We start from the raw sequence: 17319 nt of genomic DNA, 5'->3' as shown, positions 1-17319 counted from the left end.
TTCTTCAGATTAAGAGTTTGGTGTTCTATCGGTAGCCGCCAGCTTCCGATGGCTTACAACGCTGGGCGATCTTTTCTAAATGCGTTTTTGACGAGGATCTTTCCGTCTTGCAGCGTGAAGACATCCACCATTCGTGCTTCGATCCGGCTTCCATCGGGTTTCGTGGCGCAAAACGTCGATTCAGTGATGGCCTTATTCCCGTTCATTATTGTGTGTTCTGCATCCTTCCATGCGACATCTGGGAAGGTTTTCCACACTTGTTCAAAGGCTTCACGCACGGCATCTTGACCCGAAATGGTATTGCCTTGAAGGCCACTGCCTGCAGCGGTAAGGAAGACGCAGTCCGGCGCCATGAAAGACATGAGAGCATCGACATCATGGTTGTTCCATGCAGCAGAAAAGGCGTCGAGAAATTCAAGCGTCGTGGCGGGTTGAGCGTGTGGGGTCGCGACGTTAGTCATGCTAAAACTCCTTTTTTAGAGAGGGTGAAATAGCGATTACATAGCCAGAAAAAGCGTGTCGAGGCGATGCCGTAAGATGCCATCGCCCTCGACGCGCTTAGGTGGCCTGAGCTTTACACGTAATCTTTGTACTTATCGAGGAAACGCACCGGCGTTGACAGTGCATCACGGCGGAACGGGTCGCCCAGCTCTTGGGTACACATGATTTCAATGACCGTTGTTTTGCCTTCGTTCATTTGTTTGTCGATAGCAGATTGAAGGGCTGGGCCGACATCTTCTAAGCGATCAACCGTCACGCCCTCTGCACCCATTGCGCGTGCAATTTCAGCAAAGCTTTGGTTATCCAGCTCGCCAGCCACAAAACGGCGGTTGTAGAAATCGACCTGATTTTTCTTCTCCGCGCCCCATTGGCGGTTATGGAACACAACGGCAGTCACGGGAATGTTGTGACGTACACAGGTCATGGTTTCCATCAAGCTCATGCCCCACGCACCATCGCCCGCATAAGAGACGGCTGGGCGCTCTGGCGCTGCCATTTTCGCGCCAATGATGGTCGGGAAGGCGTAGCCACAGTTACCAAAGCTCATGGCTGCGAAGAAGCTGCGTGGTTTTTCAAAGCGCAGATAGCTATTGGCAATGGAGTTGATGTTACCGATGTCGGTTGAGACCATAACGTCTTCTGGCATGGCTTTTTCAAGCTCACGCAGTACTTGGCGCGGGTGAAGGTATTCGCCGCCAGAGAACGGCTTCTCTTTCGCGTTTTGATCAATCATGTCGAGGCTGAAGGCATCTTTTTCATGCGTCCACTCGTCCAATTCTTTTTCCCACGCATCCTGTTCTTGTTTCATCACTGCGATACGTTCTTCGGTATTGGCATCACAGGCGAGAGTGCGTCCGTTTAGGCGCTCAGTCAGTGCAATGGCAGCCGCTTTGGCATCGCCACAAATACCGACCGAAATCTTCTTCACAAGGCCAAGCATTTTGTGGTCAGCATCGATTTGAATGATCTTGGCGGTTTTCGGCCAGTAATCGAGACCATGTTGCGGCAAGGTGCCGAACGGCCCCAAGCGAGAGCCAAGTGCAATCACCACATCGGCTTGTGCTAAAAGTTTCATCGCCGCTTTTGACCCTTGGTAGCCGAGCGGGCCACACCAGTGTGGGTGAGAGGCGGGGAATGAATCATTGTGGAGGTAGCTGTTCACGACTGGCGCACCAAGGCGTTCTGCGAGCGCCTTACATTCCTCAAGGCCGTCAGCCATGACAACACCACCACCGGAAATGATGACGGGGAATTTGGCTTCGGCAAGAATGTCTGCCGCTTCATTCAAGCTGTTTTCACCGCCTGGGCCGCGATCGAGTCGCGCAGGCTTTGGAATTTCACAGGTCACCTCGCCGTAGAAGTAATCGCGAGGGATGTTCAATTGGGTGGGACCCATTTCACTCATGGCGCGGTCAAAGCATCGGCCTGTGTATTCCGCCATACGAGAAGGGTGCGTCACGTGCCCTTGGTATTTGGTGAACTCTTGGAACATCGGGAGTTGGTTACATTCTTGGAAGCCACCGAGTCCCATTGTGGTGGTGCCTGTTTCGGGGGTCACGATAACAACAGGGCTGTGCGCCCAATATGCCGCCGCAATCGCGGTCACACAGTTACTGATGCCTGGACCGTTCTGTCCAATGACAACACCATGATTACCTGAAACACGCGAGTAGCCATCGGCCATGTGCGCAGCACCTTGCTCATGCACAACCGGGATCATGCGAATACCCGCAGGCGCAAAGATGTCCATGGCATCCATAAATGCAGAACCCATGATGCCAAACATGGTCGTGACGTTGTTCGCGACTAAGGTTTCTACGAACGCCTCAGACGGGGTCATCTTGGTTGGTCCTTCAACGACGGTACGCATCGCTTTCTCACTCATAGTTCTCTCCTTGAAATATTTCGTTAAATGGAATTAAATGTTTCGTATAACGGAATATTGATAAAAACTAGTCTTAAGAAAACCTGTCGTCAACATGAAATTAACAAAGTGGAATGCTTTATTTGATTCGTCGGATTTTTGAGAAAATGCTGACAGTGGTGTTCAGAGAGAGTAACTCTTTCCCTCTGTTGAGGAAGAAAAGCACGCACTATCAATGGTTTTGCTGAGTGTGATTTCGGTGAAAAGTCGCAATGAGGGAGAAGAGAATGGAAGCGGAAAAGAGCGGGATGGCAGACATAGAGGTAAATGTTCGAGAAACGTTTGGCATCGACAGTCATCTGCGCGTGCCGGCTTATTCGACGGCCAGTGAGCTGGTTCCGGAGATTGATCCGAAATATGTCTTCGATCCTGAAGTGACATTGGCGATTTTGGCGGGTTTTTCACACAACCGACGAACGCTGGTGCAAGGCATGCATGGTACGGGTAAATCAACCCACATTGAGCAAGTGGCAGCACGATTAAACTGGCCGTGTTTGCGGATAAACCTGGATGGTCATATCAGTCGGCTCGATCTGGTGGGGAAAGATACTTTGGTACTCCGCGACGGCAAACAAGTGACCGAGTTTCAAGACGGTTTGTTGCCGTGGTCGGTGACGCGTCCGATAGCCCTTGTTTTAGATGAATATGATGCGGGTCGACCTGATGTGATGTTTGTCATTCAACGTTTGTTGGAGAAAGAGGGCAAGCTCACCTTGAGTGATAAAAACCGCGTGCTGACACCACATGCGGCGTTTCGCTTGTTCGCGACGGCGAACACCGTTGGGTTAGGCAATCTGCAAGGGTTGTATCATGGGACGCACGCTTTAAACCACGCGCAAGTAGACCGCTGGAACCTTGTGGTGACCTTGAATTATCTCGCGCCTGAACGAGAAGCGGCCATCGTATTATCGCGCGTGCCAGAAAAGAACACGGAGCAAGGGAGGCGACTGGTGGCTCAAATGGTTGCCCTTGCGAATCTCACGCGTCGTGCTTTTGCTAGCGGTGATACCTCCACGTTAATGTCACCCAGAACGGTGATCATGTGGGCTGAAAATCACGTGCTTTTCCCAGATGTTCGCCTCGCTTTTCGTCTCACGTTTCTGAACAAATGCGATGAATCGGAATGGCCTGTGTTTAATGAGCTTTACCAACGCTGTTTTGATGAAGAAATTATCACCCAAAGCGCGTTATTTGAATCCGTACCTTCTGATACTGGAACGTAGAGATGGCAGAGACTAACGCTTCAGCATTCCCACGGTTTTCGGTGCTTCAACAGCGCATGCATATGTTGTCATCTGCGGCTTTGCGTGCGGAAGTGGGCGACGGTGCGTTGCACCTCAAAGCGGGTCAAGTGTATCGCGATACGACCTTCATACCTGTCTCGGCTTCTCATCTCCAAGCACAAGATCTGGATTCTGACTTCAAGGCTGAACGAGGACGCATTGATGCTATCGCATCACGATTGATGCTTAGTGATCCGGTATTGCATCAGTCACTTAGCCCCGAGGATTCTCTTGCTCGCATGCTGTTTGATTTGCTTGAACAGTATCGAACCGAGGCCTTGTCCAGTGCCACCTCTCACATTGGCGTGCAGCGAAATATTCGATATCGATTTGATGCGTGGTGTGCGCTTTCAAAAAACGCAGAGCTAGTGGAGTCTCGGCTGGGTATTTTGCTATTCACTGTCATTCAAATGGTGCGAACACGTCTGTTTGCCACGCCCATTGATGAAGATTATGAAGACCTGATTGAAGCGACGCGTGCTGGCATTGCACCCATGATTGGTGAAAGTCTGCTGGGTCTTCGTCGATGCACATCATCGCAGTCAGACTACGCCGTTCACGCGCTCAAGTTGGCGCAAACCATCGCTGACATGATCCATCAGAGCCAAGACGAGCATGACGAAGAATCTGATGCTGAGCGTGTCATCAATACGTTTGCGTTGTTGCTCGAAGACGAGGCTGCGTTATCAGAAGACACAGCGATTGCATCAGGGAAAAAAAGCACGGCATTTGAACAGCATAATGGCGAGTATCAGGTCTTTACGCGGGAATTCGATACGGAAGTCGATGCGTCGGGCTTAGTGCGTGTGGCACAACTTGATGCATTTCGTATCCAGCTCGATAAGCAATTTCAAACCTTGGGTATTAATTGTCGCGACATTGCGCGAAAACTGGCTCGGTATCTCAGTCAGCCTCAGCGAGATGGGTGGCAGTTTGGGGAGGAAGAGGGCTATATCGATGGTCGACGATTGGCGCAGATTGTCACGTCGCCGATGGAAACACGCTTGTTCATGAAAGAGCGATACGTCACCAAGCCTGACAGCATGGTTACCTTGCTGATTGATTGTTCTGGCTCCATGCGGCAACACATCGAACACATTACGTTGCTGGTGGATGGCTTGGTGCGATCCCTTGGTTTAGCCGGTATTCCTAGTGAGGTGCTTGGTTTCACCACGAATGCATGGAATGGTGGCAAATCTCACCAACAATGGATGGCGAGGGGTAGACCCGCATTGCCGGGTCGGTTGAATGATGTGTGCCACTTGGTGTTTAAGGATGCCGACATGCATTGGCGTCAGGGGCGAAAGAACATTGCTGCATTGATGAAAGCGGATCTTTTCCGCGAAGGCATTGATGGCGAGGCTGTTGAATGGGCATGTCAACGAATGCAAAGGGTTGATGTGTCTCGTCGCGTGCTGCTCGTGCTATCAGACGGTTGCCCCATGGATACCGCAACGAACCTCATGAACGATGCGTTTTATCTCGATAATCATCTAAGAAGCGTGGTTGAGCAGCGAGAAAAGTGTGGAGATATCATCATGGGGCTTGGTATCGGGTTGGATTTAAGCCGTTATTACCGCAATAGCCTTGCCTTAGACATTGCACAGCCTCTGCATCATCGGGTGTTTGTCGACATTGTGGCGCTAATGGCCTCATCAATTAAGCGAGCTTCAATGCGGTAAAGCGCCAATGTACCGTCCTCTTTGCGTCGGTTAATGTTCTCCTTATGGTGTATCTACGATGTTTTCATTAAAATAACGGAACGAAATGTTCTATTATTATGAGCATGGTTGCAACAAGGGCGGCTTTTAACAACTCTGTTTCAGTTTTTAACAGCGGAAGTTGTTATTTACTTTGATTTTGATATACAGAGGTATACCGCAGAGGAAATCATAAGAATGAAGAACATAGAACAGCCTGATTTGGCGAAGGTAGATGGAGATACGCCAACATTGCGTTTGTTTGCTTTGTTGGAATTGATCGCTGGGAAGGATGAGTTTTTCTCTTTGCAAGGGTTAGCCGAAGAAACGGGCATTCCAAAACCGACACTTCACCGTATGCTGCAACAGTTAGAAAGTGCCGCCATTGTGCAGCGTGATGGCGATGAACGCCATTACAGCACGGGCACACGTTTACGCCGTTTAGCCGAAAATGTGTTACTGAATTCCACCACGCACAGTGCAAGACACCAAGTGCTCAATCAACTGCGAGAAGAAGTCGGGGAGAGTTGTAACCTCACGTCTTTGTCTGGTGGTGAGATTGTTTACGTGGATCGCGTAGAAACGGAAGCGCCGCTGCGTTTCCACTTGCATGCGGGTTCTCGTGTGCCTGTTCACTGCTCAGCGACGGGAAAACTGTTTCTCGCAAGCATGACGCCGTCACAGCGTCGCCGAATTCTGGATAACGTAGAGCTGAGCGCCTTTACGGAGAAAACACTCACGGACCTTGAGGCGCTTGAAACCGAGCTAGAAAATGTGCGCTTGTGTGGCTATGCCATCGATAACGAAGAGTTTCTGCCGGGGCTGCTCTGTGTGGCGGTGTTGGTGCCGTCTCCGCGCGGGCGCTCAAACCTTGCTGTTGCCATTCAAGCACCGATCATGCGCTTGAAGGCAGAACAAGCATTACATTTCCTTCCAGCACTCCAGCGTGCTTCACACGCGTTGGCAAAAATCGAAGCAGACAGTTGGGAAAACGCCGACTGAGTGTTGAACTGAACGTGTTCAAAACACGATAAAAAATGGCCCTGAATGGGCCATTTTTTATGACTGAACCTTGGGCTTTGCTGCGTCATCGAAGCAGAGAGTCTGCAAGCGAAAGCAACTTAGGCAGGGCGATGCTGCTGGTTGAGGCGATGTCTCGTTGCTCTTCCAATACCGCTTGTAGGATTTCTTTTGTGGTCAGTGGATTGGCTAACACCACACGGAAAACGTTGGTGGCGCGTCTATCCCATTGGCTTGGCGTTAAGCAGGTGCGGGAAACAAAGGAATATCCCGCTTCGCGCTGACGCTTTTGAATAAAGACGGTTAAATCATTTAACAGCGCATGAATAGCATCCACCTGCTCGGGAGAAGCAACCTTCAATGCCGCTTTTACCGACGGCGGCACAAAGCGGTAGGTCATCAAACACAGCTCTGGGGCGCTCACCAATTCAAAATCACTCTGCGCTTCCACAAGGTCGGCAAAGTACGCCGCTTTTTCAACGCTTTGATCAATCAAAAGCTCATAGCCTTGACGTCCAATGATGTTGAAGCTGGCAAACAACAACATTGCCATACCACTTCGAGAGCCTTCAAGCGTGTGGCTGCCGAGGTCTTTCGATCCTTTACGCAAGATGTAATCAGCGTGATGTTCAATCGCAGACACCAGCGCAGGGTCTTTGAACAACACCATGCCCGCGCCCATCGGCACATACAGTTGTTTGTGGGCATCTATCGTGACCGAGTCAGCCCGTTCAATGCCTTTCAGCTTGGGTCGCTGATTTTCTGACATTAAACTCGCACCGCCCCAAGCCGCATCAACATGAAAATGAATACCTTCACGTTCGGCAATGTCAGCGATTTTATCAAGCGGGTCGATGTTGCCTGTTTCTGTCGTGCCTGCCACGCCGATAAGGGCGAAAGGCTTGATGTTCTTCGCCATGAGTTCAGCGATTTTCTCACTCAGCGCATCAAGACAAATTCGGTTGTTTTCATCGGTTGGAATGGCCACCAAGGCTTCGCGACCTATGCCTAACACATCTGCTGACTTTTTGAGTGAATAGTGACCGCGTTCGGACACCAGAATCACCAAATCGTCATAGCCGTAGTGACGCATTGCGCGGAAGAGGCCTTCTTCCGCTACACCTTTGAAATCGCCTTCCGGTTTTAACGCGCTGTTTCTTGCTACCCAAAGGGCAGTGATATTGGCGATGGTGCCGCCAGAACAAAATGCGCCAAGCGAGTGGGCGGCACTGTGCATCCAATTTTGGTAGAAATCGTCGCTACGTTGGTAAATCAGATTGTGCAACATGCCCAGGACTTGTCGTTCAAGCGGTGTGAAGGCTTTTGAGGTTTCTATTTTCACCGTGTTCTGATTCAGCGCAATCATGATTTTTGAAAGCGGCATCAGGAAATAGGGCAGTGCTGACGTCATGTGGCCGATAAAGCGCGGTGACGACGTATGCACAGATTGCGCGACCAACTTTTCAAGCAAAAACTCAGTGTGGTCAGAAACAAAGGTGGGCGCGTCGGGGATCGTTGGGTTATTAAAATCCTTTTCGATCTCCGTGAGGGAGCAATCTGTGGCTGCTATGTGGTCTTGCAGGAATCGATTTAGGTTTTGAGAGATGGCGCGCTCGATCTCGCCGAGGGTCGAATTCGGTGCTTCAGGCACTGTAAAAATACGGTGTAGGCTTTCCAGTGTTGCTTCTGCCTGTTTAATCTTAACCATCCGGGTACTTTTCTGAAGATTGATGTGCATGATTTACACGATGTTTTCGCAAGATACAACATCGAAGTTGGACAATGCCAGACTGGCGGGGCACATCGAGGGGTTATTGAAGTGTTTTGTCTGCAATAAACGAAATGAAGAGGCAGAGCGGTTTCACTCTACCTCATACAGAATGGCTTTTATGACTTATCGCATGTCGTTTCAGCAAGCGACAGCATTTCTGCGTTGTATTTTTGAAGCGGCACGTCGATTTCTTTCGGGTTGCTCAGCAAGTCAGCCAGCGCTGAACGCAGGTCATAGTTGCCTTCGTGCGCTTTACCTTGTCGGAAGGAGAATACGGATTTTGCGGAGTCTGCCAGCTCACCGTTTGAAGCGCTCAGTGCTTTCACATCTTCTTGACTCAGGCTTAGCCACGATTCAACAGGGGCATCAAAATTCAGTTTGCTTGGGTCGTTTGCGAGGTAGTAGTCGAACGCTTTCTGGTTCAACGTGAAGTGGCTACGACGGCCTTCGAGAAACCATTTGGCAACGCTTTCCAGTTTTTGGTCTTTCTGAATGGTCAAATCAACCAAACTTTCGTACCACGATATCGAGGCATCAACGTAATTATGGTATTTCTCAGTGGCGCAAGCCATGTCCATATCATTGATGTCTTTCGCGACAGCAATGCCAGGGATCATAGTGGCTAAAAAAATCAGGGCTGAACGACGCATTACGCAAATCCTTTTTGGTCGAGAGTTATCGTCAAAGAAGTTGCTGACGAATTTATTTTTATGGTTGCAATGGTAATGGTAGTGATAACTGATTGAAAACGAAAATTTCACGAATAGAAAGGTGAGCGTCACAATCCCTGTGATTTTACTGCTATCTCAGTAAGAATGAGCGCTAGCGAAGAAAATATGGCTACAAAACGGTAACATGGGAGATCGGGAAAACGTAGCCATGTAGGGGTTTTGCTGCGAAACCTGAGGCACTGATCTCGGCGTTACACTAATAAAAAACGCCTTACTGCAAAAACAGAAAGGCGTTTGTTGTGTTTATGGCTGTTGGCTACTGAGCAGGCAGACGTTTTTCAGTGTCCTTGTCGAACAGGTGAATGTTGTTTTCTGAAATGGTCAATGGCAGCGTGGCGTTGTCGTCCACTTTCACGTGGCCTTCAACGCGTAACGTCATTTCATGTGTGGTACCCACCAAAACGCCGTAGATGAGGAGATCAGCACCGAGTGATTCTGTGAGGGTCACTGTCATGCTGATCATCTTGTCATCTGGGTTTTCCGCAATTTGAAGATGTTCAGGGCGAAGACCAACAACCACATCTCTCACTGCTGTGTTGGTGGTGGGTAAGGTTTCGCCGTTATCGAACACAATTTGATTGCCATCCAGTTGAGCGGGAATGATGTTCATGGATGGGCTGCCAATGAAGGTCGCGACGAACAGAGATTGGGGTTCGTCATATACTTCAAGCGGCGAGCCAATTTGTTCAACATCACCGCCATTGAGCACTACAAGGCGATCCGCCAATGTCATGGCTTCCACCTGATCGTGTGTCACGTACACCGCGGTGGTATTGAGGTTGCGTTGCAGCTTTTTGATCTCAAGGCGCATTTGAACACGCAGCTTGGCATCAAGGTTCGATAGCGGCTCATCAAAGAGAAACGCTTTAGGACGACGAACGATCGCGCGACCCATTGCAACGCGCTGACGTTGACCGCCAGAGAGCTGTGACGGGCGACGTTTCAGCAAATGGTCGAGTTCGAGCATTTGCGCCACATCGTTGACCGTTTTTTCGATTTCGTCTTTTGGAACGCCTCGGTTACGCAAACCGTAGGCCATATTATTGAACACAGTCATGTGCGGATACAGTGCGTAGTTCTGGAACACCATCGCGATATCACGCTCGCCGGGTTCGCGTTCATTGACGCGCTGTTCATCAATAGAAAGTGTCCCGCCTGAAATGGTTTCCAAGCCTGCAATCATGCGTAATAAGGTGGATTTTCCGCAGCCACTTGGGCCCACGAGTACAATCATTTCACCATCATTGATGGCGAGATCGACGCCATGAATTGCTTTAAACCCATTGGGGTACACTTTGCTGATCTGATTGAGTGTTACTGTTGCCATTCACGCATCCTCTGTGTGAAAGTTTTCTATCTATCGGATAATTGGTGTTTATTTTTCTGTTTCGACAAGACCTTTCACGAAGAGTCTTTGCATACCAAGTACCACGAGTACGGGGGGCACCATTGCCATTAGGGTGGTTGCCATCACTCTGTTCCATTCGACTTCGCCATCGCCAACGGCCAACATCCGCTGAATACTCATGACGATGGTGTAGTAGTTGTCATCTGTGGTGATCAACAGTGGCCAAAGGTATTGGTTCCAACCGTAGATAAAGGTGATGACAAACAAGGCGGCAATGTTCGTGCGCGAGAGCGGAAGCAAAATATCAAAGAAGAATTTGATCGGGCCTGCGCCGTCAATACGCGCCGCTTCGAGCAGTTCACCAGGCACGGTTAAGAAGAACTGGCGGAACAAGAAGGTGGCGGTTGCACTTGCTATTAAGGGAATGGTTAAGCCGGACATGGTGTTAAGCATGCTGAGATCCGCAATAACCTGAAACGTCGGCATGATCCGCACTTCTACGGGTAGCATCAGGGTCATGAAAATGACCCAAAACGCCAACATGCGTCCAGGGAAGCGGAAATACACCACGGCATAGGCTGACAGGATGGAAATTGACAGCTTGCCAAAGGCAATGCCTAGCGCCATTAAGGTCGAGTTCCACAGCATGCCCGCCACCGTGATATCAAGCTCACGTGATGTGCCTTCGGTGAAAACTTCAATGAAGACATCAAGGCCGCGATCGCCAAACCACAGCGGTGTCATGCCACTGACGAATTCTTTACTGTCATGCGTCGCGGCGGTTAACGCCAACCACACCGGCAGTGCGACAATCAGCACGCCAGCAATCAGCACAAAGTGGCTGAAAAAGGTGAGTAGGGGTCGTCTTTCTACCATCAGTAAGCCACCTTCTTCTCAACGTAACGGAACTGAATCACGGTCAGAATACCCACTAAGATCATGAGTAAAACCGACTGTGCCGCAGAAGAACCTAAGTTCAAACCAACAAAGCCATCGGAGTACACTTTGTACACCAAGGTGGTGGTGGAGCTGCCTGGGCCGCCTTGTGTCATGGCATGGATAACGCCAAAGGTGTCGAAGAAGGCGTAAACCAAGTTGATGACCAACAAGAAGAACGATGTGGGTGACAGCAGCGGGAAAATAATGGTGAAGAAGCGTTTTGCAGGGCCTGCTCCATCAATGGCACCCGCTTCAATCAATGAGCGTGGAATAGATTGAAGGCCTGCCAAGAAAAATAAAAAGTTATAACTGATCTGCTTCCATGTGGCCGCGATAACCACCATGGTCATGCCGTGGCTGCCATTGATGAAGGGGTTCCAATCCACCCCCATTGCAGACAGCGCATGGGCAAGCACACCAACGGTCGGGTTGAACATGAACAACCAAAGCACGCCGGCCACCGCAGGGGCGACGGCATAAGGCCAAATCAACAAGGTTTTATAGGTCGTTGCGCCTTTGATGACATGGTCCGCCATCACGGCCAGTAACAGTGAAACACTGAGAGCGAGCACGGCAACAGCGAAGCTGAAGAAAATGGTGGTGCTAAAGGTTTCAAAGTACGAACTGTCTTCAAACAATTCGAAGAAATTGCTCAGGCCAACAAATTCAGTGTTTAAACCGAAAGGGTCTTCTAGCAAGGTTGATTGCCAAACTGCTTGTCCTGCAGGCCACAAAAAGAACACAAAGGTGATGATTAATTGCGGAGCGAGGAGCATGAGTGGCAGTAAGGTATTGTGGAAAACGGGTTTGTTATCCATAAGCTATCTGCATCTCTTCCATGAAGGAGGGGGGCAAGCCCACCCTCCGTATGATTACGTGTTTTTAGCCAACTAGAACTGACGCTGTTATGAATTCAACGTTGCGTTCGAGGGGTTATTTGTTTGCTTTAGCAAACTTAGCAAGCAAGACGTTGCTGCGTTCTACCGCTTTGTCTAGGGCTTCTTGCGCCGTAGCATCACCAGACCAAACGTTCTCAAGTTCTTCGTTGATCACGTCGCGGATCTGCACGAAGTTACCAAGACGAATGCCTTTTGATGCGGGTGTAGGTTCTACGGAGGTCATCTGTGTAATCGCAACGTCAGTACCTGGGTTTTTGTCGTAGAAACCTTCTTTCTTGCTTTGCTCGTAAGCGGCATGCGTGATCGGCAGGTAACCCGTGAACTGGTGCCAATCTGCTTGAATGTCACTGCTGGACATGAACTTGAAGAACTCTGCAACGCCTTCATAGTCTTTCTTATCGTGGCCTTGCAGTACCCACAAGGTTGCGCCACCGATGATGGAATTTTGAGGGTTTTTGATTTCAGATTCGTAGTACGGCAGTTGCGCTACGCCGAACTCAAAGCCGTCAACATTGCCTTTGATACCTGCGTATGATGCTGACGAGTTCATGTACATTGCACATTCACCGCTATAGAAGAGGGGGGCGCTGTCTGAACGGCGGCCACCGTATTTAAACGTACCGTCTTTCTGCCATTCAGCCAGTTGGTTAATGTGTTTAACAAACGGTTTGTTGTTGATGAGTAGTTTTGCGTCTGTGCTGCCAAAGCCATTGTCAGCAGTGGCGATCGGTTGGTTGTGGCGCGCACCAAAGTTTTCGATTTGAACCCAAGACTGCCAACCTGTGGTGAAACCACATGTTACGCCGTTGTCGCGCAGCTTTTTCGCCACGTCACCCATTTCTTCCCATGTTTTGGGTGGAGTGACACCGGCTTTCGCAAACAGATCTTTGTTGTAGTACAGCACTGGGGTTGAGCTGTTAAAAGGCATGGATAACATGTTGCCGTCGGTATCAGTGTAATAACCTGTTACTGATGACAGGTATTCTGATGAATCAAACGGTGTACCTGTGTCTTTCATCAATTCGTAGACAGGGTAGATCGCACCTTTCGCCGACATCATTGTGGCCGTGCCCACTTCAAATACTTGGACAATCTCGGGTTGCTGTTTGGCACGAAATGCAGCAACAGCGCCAGTCATGGTTTCTGTGTAGTTACCTTTGTAAACGGGCTTAACCACGAATTCCGTTTGGCTTGCGTTAAACTTGTCAGCAATTTCATTCACTTTCTCGCCCAAGTTTCCGCCCATAGCATGCCACCATTCAATCTCGGTAGCGGCTTGTGCATATCCTGAGCACAGCAGTAGAAGTGAAGATACGCCTGCTAGTTTGTTCAACTTCATTGTTAACTCCTTTTAGGACCGAATTGCTTTTTTCTCTAGGATGGGGACTTTCTTTCGAGTTCTTTCATGCTCGTTAGAGCATTCTTTATGGTTATATGAGCGAAGTGTTACAAAGTTGTTATAGCACCGCGCTATGTTTCTGTCATCTATGTATAGACCCTTGTATAAAAAGTCGCTTTATTGAGAGAGAACTTAATGATGTGGTGCGTTTGATGCTGTTGTTTACGTGAATTTACGCACAAAAAAACACCGCATCACTGAAGCGCTGCGGTGTTATAAAACCATGAAGGGATGACAGAAATACGTCAGATTATTTACAGATTTGCTGCCATGACGGCGGCGCGGAGTTGGCGTAGCGTTTCGTCGATGGATTGGTTGTTGTTATTGAAGAACTGGGACAATACATCGAACATTGCGCGTTGTGATGCTCTGCCGACAGCCATGTCATGAGAGAAGCTTGGTACCAGTTGATCTGATGCTGCGGCGCGCGTGAACGCGTTGAAAGAGTTTTGTGCACAACTGTCAAAATCTGACAGATTCATGTCCAATCGAACAGGGATCGATCCTTTGTCTTTGTTAAAAATACGTTGGAAATCTGGCGTCATGATCAACGTTGCTAACGCTTCTTGAGAATCCACCTTGCGTTTGTCGCTGGATTTGAAAAAGACAAAGCTGTCGATGTTAAACGCAAACTGATGTTGGGTGCCCGGCGCGGGAACACAAATAAAATCGCGCCCTGGGATTTTGCCTTCTGCGGCAAACTCACCCTTGGCCCAATCACCCATAACCTGCATGGCGGCTTTGCCTTCAATGACTAATGATGTGGTGTCATTCCAGCTTCGCCCCGGTGCTTCGGCATCGGTAAAGGCCTTCATCTTTCGAAATATCACCAGCGCTTCACGCATTTTTTCGCTGGAGAGCGTCTCGCTGTCTTGTTCGACAAAAGCGCGTCGATAATCTGCTGCGCCCAATGTCGCGAGCGCAATGGAATCGAACAGGGTGGCTTCTTGCCAAGGCTCTTCACCCAAGGCGAGCGGGATGTAGCCGGCTTTCTTTATTTTCTCAGCCGCGATGAAAAAATCGTCCAAGGTTGTTGGGACGGCAACGCCTACGTCTTTGAAAATAGACGGGTTTGCCCATAGCCAGTTAACGCGGTGAATATTGAACGGAACGGCGACGTAGTGTCCGTTGGCTTTGAGAATGTCAGAGATTCGCTTAGGCAGCAGATTGTCCCAACCTTGCTCTTTGGCGATGCGGTCAAGGTTGGTGAGAAAACCAAAGTTTCCCCAATCTTTGATGTCAGGCCCTTTAATCTGCGCAGCATCGGGTAGATTCCCAGAAAGCGCCCGGATACGAAGCGTGTTGATGGCGCTTTCGCCCGCGCGTCCTGGTACTGCAAAATCTCTCCACTCGTGCCCTTGCTCGTTCATCATCTGTTTCAAAGAATCAACAGAGCGCGCTTCTCCGCCACTGGTCCACCAATGCAACACTTCAACATTACCGGCGCTTGCAGGTAACGCTGACGCAAGCACCAAGCTGGTGGCAAGGTATTTTACGGCGCGAGAAAGCATCATTGTTCGACCTTAGGGAATGCGATGTCTATCTGCAAACCGCCATTTGGTCGGTTTGAAAGAATGATTTCACCGCCGTGGGCGCGAATGATGTTTTTGGCGATACCTAGACCCAACCCTGTGCCGTGCACATCTGTATGAAGACGGAAGTAGGGGTCGAACACCTTTTTCAGAAGTTCTTCTGGAATGCCGGGGCCATTGTCGATCAGGGTAATGTCGAGAGACTTTTCGCTGTCTTGCACATACACCGTCACTTCGTCGCCGTATTTCACGCTGTTATCAATAAGGTTGGTCAAACAGCGTTTGAAGGCGAGAGGTTTACAACTGAACGGCAGATCTTGCGCGCCTCGAATGAAAACACGTTGGCGTTGTTGATTGTGTACTTCCGCCACGGAATTCAGAATATTGAGCACATCAATGTTGGTCACGTTCTCGTGAATATCGGTGTCTTTCACCGTTTGAAGTGCACCTTTCACCATGATCTCAAGTTCATCGAGATCTTTGTTGATCTTGGCGGCTTGCACTTCGTTATCAATCAGCTCTGCCCGCAAGCGTAAACGCGTGATGGGTGTTTTTAAATCGTGTGAGATCGAACCAAACAGTTTTTCTCGGTCGTGCATGTAACGCTGCATCCGTTTCTGCATCAGGTTAAACGCGCGGGTCACTGTGGTGATTTCGCTTGCGCCTTCCTCAACCAATTCTGGCTGTTCGATATCAGTACTTAATCGGTTTGCCGCCATGGCTAAGCGTTTAAGTGGGCGTGTCTGATTACGAATCAATGTAAAAGTAAAGATGAGCAACAATATGGTGATCGCAACGAGGAACACCAATTGGTCTGCATTGACTAAGTCATTTTCTAACGTGACGTAAGGTGCGGGCAATAGGGCGGCAATATACACCCATTGATCGGCATCTAACTCAATTTGCACCACAAGCACTGGTGGATTTAAGGGCTCTAGCGTGAGGGTATGGTGCGCCCAAGATTTGGGTAAATCCGACAAAAGCAGGTTGTTGTTCAGCACGCGCAGTGTTTCGGGACGCGAGAAATTGATCAGTATGTTTTCGACATTCGGCAGTTTTTGTTCCATCACGCCTTGAATCGTCTCCACGGCCTCCCGCTTAGAAAGGGTGTCTGGAATCGGATCGATTCGGATTTCTTCTGTATTGAATGACACGAAGAAGCGCGCACCGCCCATGTTCCTTAATTGTTCAAGGGCGATATGGCGATATTCAACGGGCAAGGATTGAAAGAATGAGGTGGTAGATGCAAACACCTGCGCCATGCTTTCCGACGCGGCTTTAAGGCCTTCAACTTCACGCTGTTTAGATTGGGTATACCAAAAGAGGCTGGCAACTGCCTGTGCGATAAACACAGACAGTATGGTAAGCACCAGTGTGCGAGAAAGCAGCGAGCGCGGCCAAAAATACTGTTTAAGATTCATAGGTGATGTCTGCAACGAACATATAGCCGTTGCCGCGCACGGTCTTAATGATGGTTGATTGACGGCCATTGTCTTTCAAGCGTTGACGTAGACGGCTGACTTGTACATCTATCCCACGTTCTTGTGGTGTTGCATCGCGGCCACGCGTGGCATGGGAAATGGCGTTTCTGTCCATCAATTGTTGCGGATGCTCAATGAACAACATCAAAAGCGCAAAGTCGGACGATGTCATTTCCACGTCTTGCCCTGTAACTTGATGATTCAAGCGCTGAGTCACCGGGTCTAGCCGCCATTGGGCAAAGCGAATGGCTTTTTGCTTCGACATGGTGGTTTCTTGTAACTGCTGCGTGCGACGAAGCAGGGCGCGAATACGCGCAACAAGTTGGCGAGGACTAAAAGGTTTCGCGATGTAATCATCGGCCCCCAATTCCAAGCCAATGATTTGATCAGTCTCGTCTGACACCGCAGTCAGCATAATGATAGGTACACTGGAATCTTGGCGAACGTATTTACACAAAGTAAAGCCGTCGTCACCGGGCAACATGATGTCCAGCAGAATGAGGTCTGGGTATTGCACAGCTAATTTTGCTTTCATTTCTTGTCCGTTCTGCGCGGTCGTTACGTCGTAACCGGCCTTAGACAAGTATTCTTGAAGCAGTTCGCGGATTTCGAAATCGTCATCCACCACTAGGATCCGCTTCTGATTAACCATGCAAGGGTGTCCTCTTATTCTTGAGATTAAGGTCAATATTATCTTAGAGATATGGGTTCAGTGCTAGCAGTAGGGAGGGATTTTGTCGTTTAGGGCAGAATCAGTGTTCGAATTGTTGATTTCGTATACAAAAAAACGC

Annotated in this window: 14 protein-coding genes; 3 read left to right on the top strand and 11 right to left on the bottom strand. The window is 49.4% G+C overall.

Features of this window, described 5'->3' with window-relative positions; all coding sequences use genetic code 11:
• Positions 1 to 53: 53 nt before the first annotated feature.
• Both EQP46_RS06630 and xsc read right to left on the bottom strand, forming a co-directional pair.
• Positions 54 to 461 carry a nuclear transport factor 2 family protein gene (locus tag EQP46_RS06630; RefSeq protein WP_129492886.1) on the bottom strand — a complete coding sequence of 136 codons (408 nt, stop codon included), beginning with the start codon at positions 459 to 461 and terminating at the stop codon, positions 54 to 56.
• 113 nt (positions 462 to 574) lie between these two features.
• The gene (gene xsc, locus EQP46_RS06625; protein ID WP_129492885.1) at positions 575 to 2386 is read right to left on the bottom strand and encodes a sulfoacetaldehyde acetyltransferase; all 1812 of its coding nucleotides are present in this window, start codon (positions 2384 to 2386) and stop codon (positions 575 to 577) included.
• A gap of 266 nt (positions 2387 to 2652) precedes the next feature.
• Here xsc and EQP46_RS06620 point away from each other — a divergent pair, with 266 nt between their 5' ends.
• From EQP46_RS06620 to EQP46_RS06610, 3 genes are all read left to right on the top strand, one after another.
• On the top strand, positions 2653 to 3648 hold the full coding sequence (locus tag EQP46_RS06620) for an AAA family ATPase (protein WP_129492884.1): 996 nt from the start codon (positions 2653 to 2655) through the stop codon (positions 3646 to 3648).
• Between the two features lie 2 nt (positions 3649 to 3650).
• Positions 3651 to 5390 carry a cobaltochelatase CobT-related protein gene (locus tag EQP46_RS06615; RefSeq protein WP_129492883.1) on the top strand — a complete coding sequence of 580 codons (1740 nt, stop codon included), beginning with the start codon at positions 3651 to 3653 and terminating at the stop codon, positions 5388 to 5390.
• Between the two features lie 216 nt (positions 5391 to 5606).
• Positions 5607 to 6410, top strand: a complete 804-nt coding sequence (locus EQP46_RS06610) for an IclR family transcriptional regulator (RefSeq protein ID WP_129492882.1) — start codon at positions 5607 to 5609, stop codon at positions 6408 to 6410.
• Between the two features lie 85 nt (positions 6411 to 6495).
• Here the strand turns inward: EQP46_RS06610 and panP are convergent, their stop codons facing one another.
• From panP to EQP46_RS06565, 9 genes are all read right to left on the bottom strand, one after another.
• Positions 6496 to 8136, bottom strand: a complete 1641-nt coding sequence (panP, locus tag EQP46_RS06605; RefSeq protein ID WP_129492881.1) for a pyridoxal-dependent aspartate 1-decarboxylase PanP — start codon at positions 8134 to 8136, stop codon at positions 6496 to 6498.
• 179 nt (positions 8137 to 8315) lie between these two features.
• Positions 8316 to 8849, bottom strand: coding sequence for a hypothetical protein (locus EQP46_RS06600; protein ID WP_129492880.1), 534 nt, complete (start codon positions 8847 to 8849; stop codon positions 8316 to 8318).
• A 337-nt stretch (positions 8850 to 9186) separates the two neighbouring features.
• Positions 9187 to 10257 carry a sn-glycerol-3-phosphate ABC transporter ATP-binding protein UgpC gene (gene ugpC / locus EQP46_RS06595; RefSeq protein ID WP_129492879.1) on the bottom strand — a complete coding sequence of 357 codons (1071 nt, stop codon included), beginning with the start codon at positions 10255 to 10257 and terminating at the stop codon, positions 9187 to 9189.
• 48 nt (positions 10258 to 10305) lie between these two features.
• The gene (ugpE, locus tag EQP46_RS06590) at positions 10306 to 11154 is read right to left on the bottom strand and encodes a sn-glycerol-3-phosphate ABC transporter permease UgpE (protein WP_129492878.1); all 849 of its coding nucleotides are present in this window, start codon (positions 11152 to 11154) and stop codon (positions 10306 to 10308) included.
• Positions 11154 to 12035, bottom strand: a complete 882-nt coding sequence (gene ugpA / locus EQP46_RS06585) for a sn-glycerol-3-phosphate ABC transporter permease UgpA (protein ID WP_129492877.1) — start codon at positions 12033 to 12035, stop codon at positions 11154 to 11156. The genes ugpE and ugpA overlap by 1 nt, the downstream gene beginning before the upstream one ends.
• A gap of 115 nt (positions 12036 to 12150) precedes the next feature.
• Complete coding sequence (gene ugpB, locus EQP46_RS06580; protein ID WP_129492876.1) at positions 12151 to 13455, bottom strand: sn-glycerol-3-phosphate ABC transporter substrate-binding protein UgpB; 1305 nt, start codon at positions 13453 to 13455, stop codon at positions 12151 to 12153.
• A gap of 314 nt (positions 13456 to 13769) precedes the next feature.
• Complete coding sequence (locus tag EQP46_RS06575; RefSeq protein ID WP_161972843.1) at positions 13770 to 15029, bottom strand: ABC transporter substrate-binding protein; 1260 nt, start codon at positions 15027 to 15029, stop codon at positions 13770 to 13772.
• Positions 15026 to 16468 carry an ATP-binding protein gene (locus EQP46_RS06570; protein WP_129492875.1) on the bottom strand — a complete coding sequence of 481 codons (1443 nt, stop codon included), beginning with the start codon at positions 16466 to 16468 and terminating at the stop codon, positions 15026 to 15028. Before EQP46_RS06570 ends, EQP46_RS06575 begins: the two co-directional genes overlap by 4 nt.
• A complete protein-coding gene (locus tag EQP46_RS06565) occupies positions 16458 to 17180 on the bottom strand; it encodes a response regulator (RefSeq protein WP_129492874.1) in 723 nt (240 codons plus the stop codon). Before EQP46_RS06565 ends, EQP46_RS06570 begins: the two co-directional genes overlap by 11 nt.
• Between the last annotated feature and the right edge of the window lie 139 nt (positions 17181 to 17319).

It is taken from the genome of Enterovibrio baiacu (assembly GCF_004120195.1).
GTDB classification, from domain to species: domain Bacteria; phylum Pseudomonadota; class Gammaproteobacteria; order Enterobacterales; family Vibrionaceae; genus Enterovibrio; species Enterovibrio baiacui.
Note: the sequence above shows the minus strand (reverse complement) of the source record. Positions and strands in the feature narration are given on the sequence as shown.